This window comes from Cellulomonas chitinilytica, from assembly GCF_016862675.1.
Classification (GTDB): Bacteria; Actinomycetota; Actinomycetes; order Actinomycetales; family Cellulomonadaceae; genus Cellulomonas; species Cellulomonas chitinilytica.
This window is the reverse complement of record NZ_BONK01000005.1, coordinates 182,591-195,844: the sequence shown is the minus strand read 5'-3', so window position 1 is coordinate 195,844 and position 13,254 is coordinate 182,591. Positions and strand designations below refer to the sequence as shown.

Below are 13,254 nucleotides of genomic sequence, written 5' to 3'. Positions count from 1 at the left end.
CTCCTGAGGAGCGGTCAGGGCGACCGCGGCGGCACGGGCCGCAGCGCGGTGGCGCCGACCGCCGCCGTGCCCGCCGTCACGGCCGCGAGCGCGCCCAGCGCGACGGGGAGGCTGACGGCGACCGCGACGGCCCCGACCAGCAGCGGTCCGCCCGCGTCGCCGAGCTCCCTCCCCACCTCGGCGGCACCCATCGTGCGGCCGATCCGCTCGGGCGGGGTCGCCGCGGCGAGGTGCGCGAACGCGAGCGGCGTGGCCGTGCCGATCCCGAGCCCGACGAGCAGCGCCGCGGCGTAGACGGTGACGGCGTGGGGCGCCACCGCCACGAGCAGCACGCCCGCGGTGACGACCAGCAGCCCGCCGGGCGCGCCGTGCCGGGTGTCCACGCGACCCGCGTCCCGAAGGCGGCCGACGACGGGCTGCACCACGGTCGACGCGAGTGCCAGCACCGTGACGGCCGCCATGCCCGCCGGCGCAGCGAGCCCGACCCGCGTCGCGACGAGCGGCAAAAACCCGACCGCGACGCCGAGGGCCGCGGTGCTGGCCGCGAGCACGGCGGTCGGCACGAGGAACGTGCGGTCGGTCGTCTGCCGCACCACGTCGGCGACGGTCGCGCGCGGACGAGGCAGGACCGGGAGCGTCGGGAGCGCGACCGCGGCCCACAGGGCGGCCCCGGCCGCGAGCACGCTCAGCGCCACGAACAGGGCACGCATCCCGCCGAGCGCGAGCAGGCCGGCACCGAGCAGCGGACCCGCCGCGTACCCGAGGCTCTTCCACGCGCCGTACCTGCCGAAGTACCTGCCCACGGCGGCCGGCCCGGCGAGACGGGCGACCGCCGCGGAGGACGCCGGCGAGAACGCGGAGGCGGCTGCGCCCTGCCCGAGCCGGGCGAGCGCCAGGACGGCCGGCGGGGACAGGACGGCTCCCGCGAGCGACACCAGGGCGAAGGCAAGCAGGCCTGCCACCACCACCGGCTTCGGTCCCACCCGGTCGCTCAGGGCACCGAAGACCGGCTTGAGGAGCACCTCGGCGAGGTCGTACAGGGCGAGGATCGCGCCGAACGAGAGCAGCGTGAGCCCGACGTCGTCCGAGCGGACACCGAGAGCCGCCGCGACACCGTGCGCGCCGAACGCCGTCGTGAAGCCCGCGAGGTACAGCGGGGCGAGGACGCGCACGGCCACGGGACGCGGCGTCGGGGCGGTCACGTCTCGACGGTACCGAGCACCGGCTGGACCGGTGACGCCGCACGTCGGGACCGGCAGACTCCGAGGATGAGCCCGCACACCCCGTGGGTGCTCCACGTGGACCTCGACCAGTTCGTCGCTGCCGTCGAGGTGCTGCGCCACCCCGAGCTCGCCGGCCGGCCCGTCGTCGTCGGCGGCCGCGGGGACCCCACGGAACGAGGCGTCGTCTCGACCGCGTCGTACGAGGCGCGGGCGTTCGGCGTGCACTCCGGGATGCCCCTGCGGATCGCGGCACGCAAGCTGCCCGACGGCGTGTTCCTCCCCGTGGACGCCCCGGAGTACGAGGCGACGTCGGAGCGGGTCATGGCGACGCTGAGGTCGCTCGGCGTCGTCGTCGAGGTGCTCGGGTGGGACGAGGCGTTCCTCGGCGTCGAGACCGACGACCCCGAGGCGCTGGCCCGCCGCGCGCAGGAGGCCGTGCTCGCCGCGACGCTCCTGCACTGCTCGGTCGGGATCGGCGACAACAAGGTCCGCGCGAAGATCGCCACCGAGTTCGGCAAGCCGGCCGGGATGTTCCGGCTCACGGCCGAGAACTGGTCCGACGTCATGGGGAACCGCCCCACGATCGACCTGTGGGGCGTGGGCACGAAGGTGTCGAAGCGGCTCGCCGCGCTCGGCGTCACGACCGTGCACGAGCTCGCCGCCGCACCGACCGACGTCCTGGTCGCGGAGTTCGGGCCGAAGATGGGTCTCTGGTACCACCAGCTCGGGCAGGGGCTCGGGCCGACGACGGTCGACGACAGCCCGTGGATACCCCGGGGCCACAGCCGCGAGACCACGTTCCAGCAGAACCTCACGACCCCCGACCAGGTGCGCGACGCCGTCACCGAGCTCGCACGTGCGGTCGTCGAGGACACGGCGCAGGACGGACGCCTCGTGGTCCGCGTCGCGCTGAAGGTGCGCTACGCGCCGTTCGTCACGAAGACCACGAGCCGCAAGCTCCCCGAGCCCACCCGCGACGGGGCGACCGTGGTCGCGGCGGTGACGGCGCTCGCGGAGACGCTCGAGGACCGCGAGGTCCGGCTGCTCGGCGTGCGCGCGGAGATGGCGATGCCCCAGGACGGGGACCCGGTCGACCGGACACCGGTGCGCGGCCGGATCTGATGCGTCACGCCTCGTCCTGGACGCGCGTGGCGGCGATCGCCGCCGCCGTGGAGCCCGCCTGCTTCCCGCTCACCCCCTGCGCCGCGTAGTCCTGCAGGGCACGGACCCGGTTCTCGAGCAGGCGGGTCACGGCCTCCTGCGCGAAGCCGAAGACGATCGCGTACACGGCGATCTGCTGCACGTCGAGCACACCCTGGAAGCCCGGGATGACCTCGCTCTGCATCACGACGATGCCCAGGACCGCGACGATGCCGCCGAGCGGGATGCGCAGCAGGCTCAGCGCCGGCATCAGCCGGTACGGCGAGGCCGACGGCCGGGCCCGGCTGACCGCCAGCACCGCTGTCAGGCCGGCGCCGATCATGCCGAGGAACACGACCGTCGCGACGTCGCCCGCGCTCGGTGCGCCGCGACCGGTCGGGCAGACCTGCGCGCCGTCGCCGCCCGAGCACAGCGGGAACAGCGTCGGCACGAGCGTGCCGGCGAGCACGACGATCGCGAGGGCGAGCCAGGTGAAGGCCGCGACCCGGACCAGACGGTCCCGCAGGAGCCGGAGCTGCTGGTGCTCGCGGTCCGCCGACGCGTACGCGGCCGACAGCGCGAAGCTGAGCCGCTGCCGGTGCAGGCGCTCGTCCTGCGGGGTCGCGCCCTTGCGGCTCTGCGCGGTGCCGAGCGCCGCGAGGAGCCGCGCGTTGCGGGGCTGCATCCGACCGACGCGCTCGACGGCGTACAGGTACTGGGTGTCGAGGGCGTCGTCGTCGACGATCAGCGGCAGCAGGGCGCGTGCCCGGTGGATCGCGGTCCACGCGAACTCGAGGTGGGCGTCGCGACGGCCGCGCTTCGGACCCTTCTCGTCGCACTTCTCGAGGGCGGCCTTCGCGGCGTCGAGCTCGGCCGTGCAGATGCTGCGGACCGTCTCGCTGCCGGTGACCGACGTCCCGGCCTCCAGGACGGTGTTCCGGACGAGCTGCAGGTCGGCGTACGCGGCGGTCACCCGCAGCGAGCGGCCCGGGCCCGCGATGGCGAGCGGAGTCACGACCAGGGCTTCGCTCGTGGCCGCGCCCGGGACTCCGCTCGGCACGGTCGCCGCGGCAGCCGGCGGCGGCGCGTCCTGGACGGCGTCCGGCGTGATGTCGGGCATGACGTCGGGCGTGACGTCGGGCGTGGCCTCGGGCATGGCGTCAGGGGCCGGGCCCGCGGTGACGTCCGCAGGCGGCTCCGGCGGGTCGCCCCGCTTCACCGACGGCGGGACGTCCAGCACCCTGGGGTGCCCGTCGCTCCCGCGCATCCCCGGTGCGCCGCCTCCCGTGCGCATCCCGGTGCTGCCGTTGCCCGTGCGCATCCCCGGAGCACCGGCCGGCATGTGGCCCGGCATCGTCGTCATGGCGTCCTCCGCCCGTCCTGGACCGACGACCATCGCTTCCGCGAAGGAGACGGCACGGACCGCCTAGATACCTGCCCGGGCGGGTGAAGGTTCCCGGCGACGGTCTCGGGCGCTACTCGTCGGTCGCGCCGGTGGCGGCCTGCGGCGCGTGCCGGTCGAGGAACGCGTACACCTCGCGCGCGTCGACGCCGGGGAACGCCCCGGTCGGCAGCGCGGAGAACACCTGCTGGTGGATCCGGGCGCTGGGCCACGACGCGTCCTGCCAGCGAGCGGCCGCCGCGGCGCGCGGCCGGCGGCAGCAGCCCTCGTCCGGGCAGGTCGACCTGTGCCGGTCCGTGGTGTCCCGGCCGCGGAACCACGTGGCGTGCGCGAACGGCACCCCGACGGCGAGGGACATCGCTCCGGTGGTCCCCGAGCCCGTCTGCGTCGAGCACCAGAACGTGCCCGCGGGCGTGTCGGTGTACTGGTACGACTCGGACGAGCGGTCCCGCCGCGTCAGGGCACGCCGCACGCCCCAGCTCCGGCAGACGAGCTGCCCCTCGATCGCGCCGGTCACGTCCGTCGGCAGCGGCAGCCCGTCGTTCGCGTACGCCCGGTAGATCGCGCCGTCGCCCCCGATCCGCACGAAGTGGACCGGGATGCCGAGGTGGTGGGTGGCGAGGCTGGTGAACCGCTGCGCCGCCGCCTCGTGCGTCACGCCGAACGCGTCCCGCAGGTCCTCGATCGCGAGGTCCTTCTCCCGCTTGTGCTGCGCGAGGTGCGCGACGGCGGCCGACTCGGGCATGAGGCAGCACGACGCGAAGTAGGTGATCTCCATGCGCTGGCGGAGGAACTCGTCGTACGACGAGGGGCGCTCGTGCCCGAGCACCCGGTGCGCGATCGCCTGCAGCGTGAGCGAGCGCAGCCCGTGGCCGCCCGGGGCGGACGCCGGCGGCAGGTAGATGCGGCCGTTCGCGAGGTCGGTGACGGTGCGGGTCGAGCTCGGCAGGTCGTCGACGTAGACGATGACGAACCCGAGCTGCTCGGCCATCCGCGTCACGGTGCGGTGCGTGAGCGCCCCGGACGTGTACCCGGCCTTGCGCGCCATCGACTCGGCGAGCCGTTCGATCTCGGGCAGGTGGTTGTCGCGCTGCTGCCGCTCGAGGCGGATCTGGGTGTTCGCGCGACGGGCCTCCTCGGGGGTCGCGACGGACTCGAGGTCGCGGCGGGCCAGCTCGGCGTGGAGCCCGACGAGCTGCTCGAGGATCGGCAGCGGCAGGGACCGCCCCGGGCGGACGGTGGGCAGGGAGAGCCGGTCGAAGCCGGCGGAGCGCTGCGCCCGGTCCAGGGCGATCTCGAGGGCGGCGCGGCGCGACGGCGGCTCGGCCTCGAGCAGGTCCGCGACGGTCACGTCGAGCGCCTCGGCGATGCCGCGCAGCAGGGCGAGGCGCGGCTCACGGCGGCCGTTCTCGACGAGCGACAGCACGCTCGGCGTCACGCCCACGCGCCGCCCGAGGGCGTCGAGCGTCAGGCCGCGTGCGGTGCGCAGGTGCCGGACGCGGCGCCCGAGCGTCAGGGCGTCGGGCGTGCCCTGCGTGCCGGTCTCGTCGCGCTGGTCCATCCCCACGAACGTGACTCTACGGCAAGAACGGCCATTTTTGACGGGCGAGTCGTCCCGCAAGGCAGCCGTGCTTGCCGTGGGATGGAAGTACAGAGAGCGCACGCCGAGGAGCGCTGGAGGAGACCCGAACATGACCATGCTCGCGCCGCACCCGACCACGACCCGCAGCCGCGTGGCGGTCCGCACGCTCGCCGACGTCACGTCCGTCGCCCTCACGGGCGACGTCCGCGCGTGGGTCGCCGCGGTCGCCGACCTCACGCAGCCCGACGCCGTCGTGTGGTGCGACGGGTCCGACGCGGAGCGGCGCTCCCTGCTCGGGCACATGGTGCGGACCGGCACGCTGCTCCCCCTCGACCCGACGCTGCGCCCCGGCAGCTACCTCGCCCGCTCGGACCCCGACGACGTCGCCCGCGTCGAGTCGCGCACGTTCGTCTGCCCGCGCGACGAGGCCGACGCCGGCCCGTCGAACAACTGGCGCGAGCCCGCCGCGATGCGGGCCGAGCTCGACGCGGTGTTCGCGGGGAGCATGCGCGGCCGCACGATGTACGTGGTGCCGTTCTCGATGGGGCCGGTCGGCGGACCCCTGTCGCGCGTCGGTGTGCAGGTCACGGACTCGCCGTACGCCGTGGTCAGCATGCACGTGATGACCCGCGTGAGCCGCGACGTGCTCGACCTCGTCGACGCCGGCGCACCCTTCGTGCCCGCCGTGCACTCCGTCGGCGCACCCCTGCGCGACCGCGACGGCACGCTCCACGACGACGTCCCCTGGCCGTGCAACCCGACGAAGTACATCTCGCACTTCCCCGAGACGCGCGAGATCTGGTCCTACGGGTCGGGCTACGGCGGCAACGCGCTGCTCGGCAAGAAGTGCTTCGCACTGCGCATCGCCTCCGTGATGGGCCGCGACGAGGGGTGGCTCGCGGAGCACATGCTGCTCGTCCGCCTCACCTCGCCGCAGGGGCGCAGGTACCACGTCGCCGCAGCGTTCCCGTCGGCGTGCGGCAAGACGAACCTCGCCATGCTCGTCCCGACGCTCCCGGGCTGGCACGTCGAGACGATCGGCGACGACATCGCCTGGCTCCGCCCCGGACCCGACGGGTCGCTGCGGGCCATCAACCCCGAGGCCGGCTTCTTCGGCGTCGCGCCGGGCACGGGCGAGACCACCAACCCCGCCGCCGTCGAGACCCTCCGGCACGACACGATCTTCACGAACGTCGCGCTCACCCCCGAGGGCGACGTCTGGTGGGAAGGCCTGACCCCCGACGCACCGCCCCACCTCGTCGACTGGACCGGGCGCGACTGGACCCCCGCCGACGGCGCCGCCGGACGGCCCGCCGCGCACCCGAACTCCCGGTTCACGGTCGCCGCCGCGCAGTGCCCGACGATCGCGGACGGCTGGGACGACCCGGAGGGCGTCGTGCTCGACGCGATCGTGTTCGGCGGCCGCCGCGCGACGAACGTCCCGCTCGTGACCCAGGCGGAGAGCTGGGCGCACGGCGTGTTCATGGGCGCGACCATCTCCTCCGAACGGACCGCCGCCGCCGAGGGCCTCGTCGGGGAGCTGCGCCGCGACCCGTTCGCGATGCTGCCGTTCTGCGGGTACGACATGGCCGACCACTGGGCCCACTGGCTCCGCGTCGGGGAGGCGCTCGACGCCGACCGGCGGCCGCTCGTGTTCCAGGTCAACTGGTTCCGCAAGGACGACGACGGCCGCTTCCTGTGGCCCGGGTTCGGGGAGAACTCGCGCGTCCTCGCCTGGATCGTCGAGCAGGTCGACCGCACCCGCGGGCTGCGCACCGACGTCGGCGCCGTCACCAGCCCCGTCGGGCTGCTGCCCGCACCCGGCGCGCTCGACACCCGCGGGCTCGACGTCAGCGACGAGGACCTCGCCCGGCTGTTCCACGTCGACACCGACGCCTGGTCGCTCGAGGCCGACCTCACCGAGGAGTTCTTCGCGACCTTCGGCGACCGCGTGCCGCCCGAGCTGCGCGACCGGCTGGCACGGATGCGCGCCGCGCTCGGCCGCACCCGCTGACCCCGGGCGTCGGCGGCCGGCGCTGCGGGACGTCCGCTCGCGCGCCGGGTCGCCGGCGGCCCCTCGTTACGAGTCCGTTTCCTCCATGGCGACCCGCCGGGCACCCGGCGTAGCGTCGATCGGGCCAGGGCACTGCACGCGCGACGAGGGGTGGCAAGCAGCGATGAGCATGATGGCGGACATGATGGGATCGATGACCATGCCGGAGACCACGGGCATGGACATGACGATGATGCAGCAGTGCGTGGAGGCGTGTTCCGCGGCGTCGATGGCGGCCACGATGTGCGCCGACGCCGACGCCGGGGAGAGCATGGGGCGCTGCGCGTCGATGTGCATGAACTGCGCCGACGTCGCCACCGCGATGATGCGCATGATGATGCGCCCGAGCGGTTACGACATGGGCGTCATGCGCTCGATGATGACGGCCTGCATGGCGATGGGTGAGGCGTGCGCGGCCGAGTGCGACATGCACGCCGACATGTCGGAGCACTGCCGGATCTGCGCGTCGGCCTGCCGCGCGATGGTCGCGGCGTGCGCGGCGTGCATGAGCTCGATGCCGGCCTGAGGCCCGCCGAGGAGCCGCCTAGGAGCGGGGTGCTCCGTCGTGGTCGGCGAGCGCGCGGGCCGAGTACCACGCGCTCCCGACCGCGATCACCTCCGCGACGGGGTGCACGGCGACCGGCTCGCCGAGCTCCGGGGCCGCGCTCGTCGAGAGGACGAGGGCGCCGCCGTCGAGGAGCAGGACGGTCAGTGCGTCCTGATCGCGCGCGGTGACGAGACCGTCACGCCACGCACCCGGCGAGGCGTTGGCGACGATCGTCTGGATGGGAAGGACGTCGGTACGGGCGTGGTGGGCCACGTCAGCTCCAGGGGCTCTGTCTGTGATCGGTGTCGGCTCCGCACCGTCGCGCCCTGACGGGCGAGAACGACGGTGTCGGGCTGCGCCGCGAGGCGGCGGGACTGGTCCGCACCCACCAGCCAGGCGGAACGCCTGCGGGGGCTCGTCAGAGCTGCGCGGACCGGGACGACGAGGTCGTCAGCGACACATTCGACACAGACACCGGCGCGTCGACATGGCGTCGACGCGTCCCGCGTGGAGCGGGACCTGAGGCACAGGCCGGGCGATGGGCATGCAACGAGTGTCCACAGGGGTCCACATGGTGTCAACGCCGACCACCTGTCGAGACGGCTCTGCCCGGACGGACCGACGAGCCCCGCCCCGACCCGCGAGGGCACGGGAACCGGGGCTCGTCGGCAGGAGGCACAGCGACGGACGCCGCTCCGCTCAGCCCCCGCAGTACAGGTAGATGTAGATCGGCCAGTGATGGTCGTACGTGACCGGGCCGTCGTCCCAGTTCACGTCGAAGAGGATCTCGCCGCTGTACTCGCTCGCGAGCAGCCGCTGCTCACCGCGGACGGTCTCGCCCGGCTGGATCCGGCTCGGCAGGCCCACGAGCGGGCGGCTCGCGGGGTAGGCGCGGACGTTGCCGATCGTGCCGGTGACGTCCGCGTGGTTGGTGACCTCCCACGTGACGACCCACTGCCCCGCGACGGCGTCGCACTGGGCGAGGCCGCGGATGGCGATGTCGCGGTCGGAGGACGCGCTCGCCGGCGGTGCGGCGAGGGCGACGACGGCGGCGAGTGCCGCGAGGCACCCGGCAGCGCGGCGGACGGCGGTCGAGAGGTGGCGCATGGGACTCCCCCAGATGTCGTAGCTCGGACTCTCGGATCGTTCGACTGCCGAAGAGATCCCCACGTGGCTCGAGGGTGAGAGCGCTCTCAGAGCGCTCCGCGTGCATTCTGTGGACGCCCGGCGAAGCCTGTCAAGGCATCCCACGGCACCCGCCCGACGGGGCTCGAGCGGCCGTCCGTGCCGCTGGCGCAGGCGTCCACGATCCAAGACTCCGGCGCATGACCGTTGACCGCGGCGAGCTCGCGTGCTCCCGTGTGCCACCCCGGCGCGCGAGCCACCGCGACGCCGCCGCCGCCGAGCACGGAGGGAGCACCGATGACCGTCGTCCGCATGTCCGGGCTCCCCGCGGGCGCCCCGCCGGTGCCGGCCGGCCCGCGCCGCTGTCGCGCCTGCTGTCAGCAGCACTGACGCCCGCCCCGGTCCGACGCCGGGAGCAGGCACGTCGGTCCCCGGCCGCCCCCGGCGCCGCGCGGCCGACCGCAGACGCAGACCCGCAGACTCCGAGAGGCACCCCCATGACCGTCGACCTGTCCCACCGACCCGACACGCACCCCACCCTCGGGGTCGACGAGCTGAGTGAGCTGACCCGCTCGCTCGCCGACCGTCCCGACCTGTGGCGTCCGCTCGTCCGGTTCCAGGAGAGCGGCCGGTGGTGGACGCGTCTCGACGGCCCGCCCGGTGTCGACGTCTGGCTCATCACGTGGCTCCCGACGCACGGCACGGAGCTGCACGACCACGGCGCCTCGGCCGCCGCGTTCACGATCGCCGCCGGCACGCTGACCGAGAACCGCCCGGACGACCGCGGACGCCCGGTGCCGCAGGACTTCGCCACGGGCCTCACCCAGACCGTCGACCCGGGCGACCTGCACGACGTCGTCAACACCGGCACCGAGCCCGCGGTGAGCATCCACGCCTACTCGCCCCGGCTGACCCGCATGACGTACTGGGGCGCCGGTGACGACGGCCGGCTCGTGCCCACCCGCACCGTCGAGACCGACGAGCCGGAGACCGAGTCGTGACGGCCGTCCGGCGAACCATCGACGACGTCCTGGCCGAGGCTCGGTCGCGCCTGCGCCGGCTCCCGCCCCGCGAGGCCTGGGCGGCGGTGCAGGACGGCGCGCTGCTCGTCGACATCCGGCCGGCGGCGCAGCGGGCCGTCGAGGGTGAGGTGCCGGACGCGGTGGTCATCGAGCGGAACGTGCTCGAGTGGCGGCTCGACCCGGCCAGCGCCCACCGGATCCCGGCGGCGACGGGCTACGACCTGCAGGTCGTCGTGCTGTGCTCCGAGGGGTACACGTCGAGCCTCGCGGCGGCGTCCCTGGCCGACCTCGGCCTGCACCGCGCCACGGACGTCGTGGGCGGGTACCACGCGTGGGCGACTGCCGGTCTGCCGGTCACCGCCGGTGGCGCGGTCCTCGTCGGCGCAACCCTGCACGGCGGCGCCGACGAGTAGGCCGCCCCACGTCAGGCGGCAGCCCAGGTCTCCATCACCGCAGCACGGCCCGCCTCGAGCCGTGCGATCGGCACCCGGAACGGCGAGCACGACACGTAGTCGAGCCCGACCTGGTCGAAGAAGTGGATCGACTCGGGGTCGCCGCCGTGCTCGCCGCACACCCCAAGGTGCAGGCCCGGCTTGGTCGCCCGGCCACCCGCGGCACCGGCCCGGACCAGCGCACCGACGCCGTCGGCGTCGAGCGTGTCGAACGGGGAGATGGTGAGGACCCCGTTCTGGAGGTAGTCGGCGAAGAACGCCCGCTCGACGTCGTCCCGTGAGAAGCCCCACGTGGTCTGCGTGAGGTCGTTGGTGCCGAAGGAGAAGAAGTCGGCCTCCTCGGCGATGCGGTGCGCCGTCAGCGCCGCCCGGGGCAGCTCGATCATGCAGCCGATCGGCAGCTCCAGCGTCGTGCCCGACTCCGCGCCGACCTCCGCGAGGACCCGTTCGGCCTCCTCGCGGACGAGCTGGAGCTCCCGGACCGACCCGACGAGCGGCACCATGATCTCCGGCCGCGGATCCCGCCCGGCGGCGCGCAGCTGCACGGTGGCCTCCGCGACGGCGCGGACCTGGACGGCGAACAGCCCGGGCAGCACCAGGCCGAGGCGGACGCCGCGCAGACCGAGCATCGGGTTCTGCTCGTGCATCCGCTCGACGGCAGCCAGCAGCGCGACGTCCTGCGGGTCCGGCTCCTTCGCCGTCGCGACCCGGACGGCCAGCTCGGTGCGGTCGGGCAGGAACTCGTGCAACGGCGGGTCGATGAGCCGGATCGTCGTCGGCAGGCCGTCCATGGCGTCGAGCAGGGCGACGAAGTCCTCGCGCTGCAACGGGAGCAGCGCGTCGAGCGCCGCCTGCCGGGACGCGTCGTCGTCCGCGAGCACGAGCCGCTCGACGTACGTGCGGCGCTCGCCGAGGAACTGGTGCTCGGTCCGGCACAGCCCGACGCCCTGGGCGCCCCGGTCGCGTGCGCGGCGGGCGTCCTCGGCGGTGTCGGCGTTGGTCCGCACCTGCATGCGCCGGACCGCGTCGGCGTGCCGCAGCACCCGGTCCACCGACGTCACGAGCGCCCGGGCCTCGTCGTCGGTCGCCGCCGCCAGACCGGCGTCGAGCCCGTCCGCGACGTAGACCATGACCGGGGAGTCCACGACCGGGACCTCGCCGCGGAACACCTCGCCCGTCGCCCCGTCGATGGCGATCGTGTCGCCGGCCCTCAGCACCTGCCCGCGGACCCGGACCTCGCCGCGGGCCACGTCCACGTCGAGCTCCTCGGCGCCGACCACGGCGCACGTGCCCATCCCGCGGGCGACGACCGCGGCGTGCGACGTCTTGCCGCCCCGGGCGGTGAGCACGCCGTCGGCGACGATCATGCCCTGCAGGTCGTCCGGGTTCGTCTCGCGCCGCACGAGGACCACGCGGGCCCCCGCAGCCGTGCGCTCGAGCGCCTGCGCGTTGTCGAGCACGATCTCGCCGACGGCCGCCCCCGGCGACGCCGGCATGGCGCGGGTCAGCAGCTGCTTGGCCGCGGCCGGGTCGAACCGCGGGAACAGCAGCTGGCTCAGCCGGTCGCCCGAGCAGCGGGTGATCGCCTCGTCCATCGTGAGGAGGCTCTCGTCGACGAGCGCGGTCGCGATGCGGAACGCGGCGGCCGCGGTGCGCTTGCCGACCCGCGTCTGCAGGAGCCAGAGCTTGCCGTTCTCGATCGTGAACTCGATGTCGCACAGGTCGCGGTAGTGCGTCTCGAGGCGCCGCATGGCCTGGCGCAGCGCGTCGTACGACACGGGGTCGAGCAGCTCGAGCTCGGACAGCGGCAGCGTGTTCCGGATGCCTGCGACCACGTCCTCGCCCTGGGCGTTCGGCAGGTAGTCGCCGTACACCCCGGACTCCCCCGTCGCCGGGTCGCGCGTGAAGCACACGCCCGTGCCGGACGTCTCGCCGAGGTTGCCGAACACCATGCTCACCACGTTCACCGCTGTGCCGAGGTCGTGCGGGATCCGCTCGCGGCGGCGGTACAGCCGCGCCCGGTCGGTGTTCCACGAGTCGAGGACGGCCTCGATCGCCATGTCGAGCTGCTCGCGCGGGTGCTGCGGGAACTCGCGGCCGGTCTGCTCGACCACGATCTCCTTGAACGTGTGCACGAGGATGCGCAGGTCCTGCGCGGTCAGGTCGACGTCCGACCGTGCGCCGACGGCCGTCTTGCGCTCGTCGAGGGCTTCGGCGAACAGGTCGCCGTCGATGCCGAGCACGGTCTTGCCGAACATCTGGATGAGCCGGCGGTACGAGTCCCAGGCGAACCGCTCGTCGCCCGAGAACTCCGTGAGCCCCTTCACCGAGGCGTCGTTGAGCCCGATGTTGAGGACGGTCTCCATCATCCCGGGCATGGAGAACTTGGCGCCGGAGCGCACCGACACCAGCAACGGCTCGTGGAAGTCCCCGAGCCGCCGTCCGAGCGCGTCCTCGATCTCCCGCACCGCGAGGGTCACCTCGACCCGCAGCTCGGGCGGTACGTGCCCGTCCCGCATGTACGCACGGCACGCCTGGGTCGTGATGGTGAAGCCGGGGGGCACGGGCAGGTCGAGGTTGGTCATCTCGGCGAGGTTGGCGCCCTTGCCACCCAGCAGGTCCTTCTGGTCCTTGTCACCGTCGCAGAACCGGGACACGTACGTGCTCATGAGGACTCCCGTCGTGGACGAAGGACGGGAGAATTCCGC

11 protein-coding genes are annotated in these 13,254 nt (G+C 74.2%); 5 read left to right on the top strand and 6 right to left on the bottom strand.

Annotated elements, in window-relative coordinates; translation table 11 throughout:
• Positions 1 to 14: 14 nt before the first annotated feature.
• Positions 15 to 1,202: an MFS transporter gene (locus Cch01nite_RS09190; protein ID WP_203751705.1), complete on the bottom strand. Its 1,188-nt coding sequence runs from the start codon at positions 1,200 to 1,202 to the stop codon at positions 15 to 17.
• A gap of 66 nt (positions 1,203 to 1,268) precedes the next feature.
• Here Cch01nite_RS09190 and Cch01nite_RS09185 point away from each other — a divergent pair, with 66 nt between their 5' ends.
• Positions 1,269 to 2,345, top strand: coding sequence for a DNA polymerase IV (locus Cch01nite_RS09185; RefSeq protein WP_203751701.1), 1,077 nt, complete (start codon positions 1,269 to 1,271; stop codon positions 2,343 to 2,345).
• Between the two features lie 4 nt (positions 2,346 to 2,349).
• Here Cch01nite_RS09185 and Cch01nite_RS09180 read toward each other — a convergent pair whose 3' ends face one another.
• Positions 2,350 to 3,726 (bottom strand): hypothetical protein, encoded by a 1,377-nt coding sequence (locus Cch01nite_RS09180; RefSeq protein ID WP_203751699.1) that lies wholly within the window; start codon positions 3,724 to 3,726, stop codon positions 2,350 to 2,352.
• Positions 3,727 to 3,838: 112 nt separating this feature from the next.
• Positions 3,839 to 5,326, bottom strand: coding sequence for a helix-turn-helix domain-containing protein (locus Cch01nite_RS09175; protein ID WP_203752180.1), 1,488 nt, complete (start codon positions 5,324 to 5,326; stop codon positions 3,839 to 3,841).
• Between the two features lie 130 nt (positions 5,327 to 5,456).
• Between Cch01nite_RS09175 and Cch01nite_RS09170 the strand changes: the two genes are divergently transcribed.
• Positions 5,457 to 7,361 carry a phosphoenolpyruvate carboxykinase (GTP) gene (locus Cch01nite_RS09170; RefSeq protein WP_203751696.1) on the top strand — a complete coding sequence of 635 codons (1,905 nt, stop codon included), beginning with the start codon at positions 5,457 to 5,459 and terminating at the stop codon, positions 7,359 to 7,361.
• 163 nt (positions 7,362 to 7,524) lie between these two features.
• Positions 7,525 to 7,926 carry a four-helix bundle copper-binding protein gene (locus Cch01nite_RS09165; RefSeq protein WP_239070158.1) on the top strand — a complete coding sequence of 134 codons (402 nt, stop codon included), beginning with the start codon at positions 7,525 to 7,527 and terminating at the stop codon, positions 7,924 to 7,926.
• A gap of 18 nt (positions 7,927 to 7,944) precedes the next feature.
• Here Cch01nite_RS09165 and Cch01nite_RS09160 read toward each other — a convergent pair whose 3' ends face one another.
• Entirely contained in the window at positions 7,945 to 8,220 is a 276-nt protein-coding gene (locus Cch01nite_RS09160) for a hypothetical protein (RefSeq protein ID WP_203751693.1), read from the bottom strand.
• A gap of 426 nt (positions 8,221 to 8,646) precedes the next feature.
• Positions 8,647 to 9,054 (bottom strand): hypothetical protein, encoded by a 408-nt coding sequence (locus Cch01nite_RS09155; RefSeq protein ID WP_203751690.1) that lies wholly within the window; start codon positions 9,052 to 9,054, stop codon positions 8,647 to 8,649.
• A gap of 515 nt (positions 9,055 to 9,569) precedes the next feature.
• Here Cch01nite_RS09155 and Cch01nite_RS09150 point away from each other — a divergent pair.
• Positions 9,570 to 10,073 (top strand): cupin domain-containing protein, encoded by a 504-nt coding sequence (locus Cch01nite_RS09150; protein WP_203751688.1) that lies wholly within the window; start codon positions 9,570 to 9,572, stop codon positions 10,071 to 10,073.
• On the top strand, positions 10,070 to 10,507 hold the full coding sequence (locus Cch01nite_RS09145) for a rhodanese-like domain-containing protein (protein WP_203751685.1): 438 nt from the start codon (positions 10,070 to 10,072) through the stop codon (positions 10,505 to 10,507). Before Cch01nite_RS09150 ends, Cch01nite_RS09145 begins: the two co-directional genes overlap by 4 nt.
• Before the next feature lie 11 nt (positions 10,508 to 10,518).
• On the opposite strand, the gene ppdK is transcribed toward Cch01nite_RS09145, so the two are convergent.
• Positions 10,519 to 13,215, bottom strand: coding sequence for a pyruvate, phosphate dikinase (gene ppdK, locus Cch01nite_RS09140; protein WP_203751683.1), 2,697 nt, complete (start codon positions 13,213 to 13,215; stop codon positions 10,519 to 10,521).
• Positions 13,216 to 13,254 lie beyond the last annotated feature (39 nt).

Coding starts and splice junctions, on each gene's coding strand:
- Cch01nite_RS09175 (WP_203752180.1), bottom strand. CDS start 5,326: ATGGACCAGCGCGACGAGACCGGCACGCAGGGCACGCCCGACGCCCTG.
- ppdK (WP_203751683.1), bottom strand. CDS start 13,215: ATGAGCACGTACGTGTCCCGGTTCTGCGACGGTGACAAGGACCAGAAG.
- Cch01nite_RS09150 (WP_203751688.1), top strand. CDS start 9,570: ATGACCGTCGACCTGTCCCACCGACCCGACACGCACCCCACCCTCGGG.
- Cch01nite_RS09165 (WP_239070158.1), top strand. CDS start 7,525: ATGAGCATGATGGCGGACATGATGGGATCGATGACCATGCCGGAGACC.
- Cch01nite_RS09155 (WP_203751690.1), bottom strand. CDS start 9,054: ATGCGCCACCTCTCGACCGCCGTCCGCCGCGCTGCCGGGTGCCTCGCG.
- Cch01nite_RS09185 (WP_203751701.1), top strand. CDS start 1,269: ATGAGCCCGCACACCCCGTGGGTGCTCCACGTGGACCTCGACCAGTTC.
- Cch01nite_RS09180 (WP_203751699.1), bottom strand. CDS start 3,726: ATGACGACGATGCCGGGCCACATGCCGGCCGGTGCTCCGGGGATGCGC.
- Cch01nite_RS09170 (WP_203751696.1), top strand. CDS start 5,457: ATGACCATGCTCGCGCCGCACCCGACCACGACCCGCAGCCGCGTGGCG.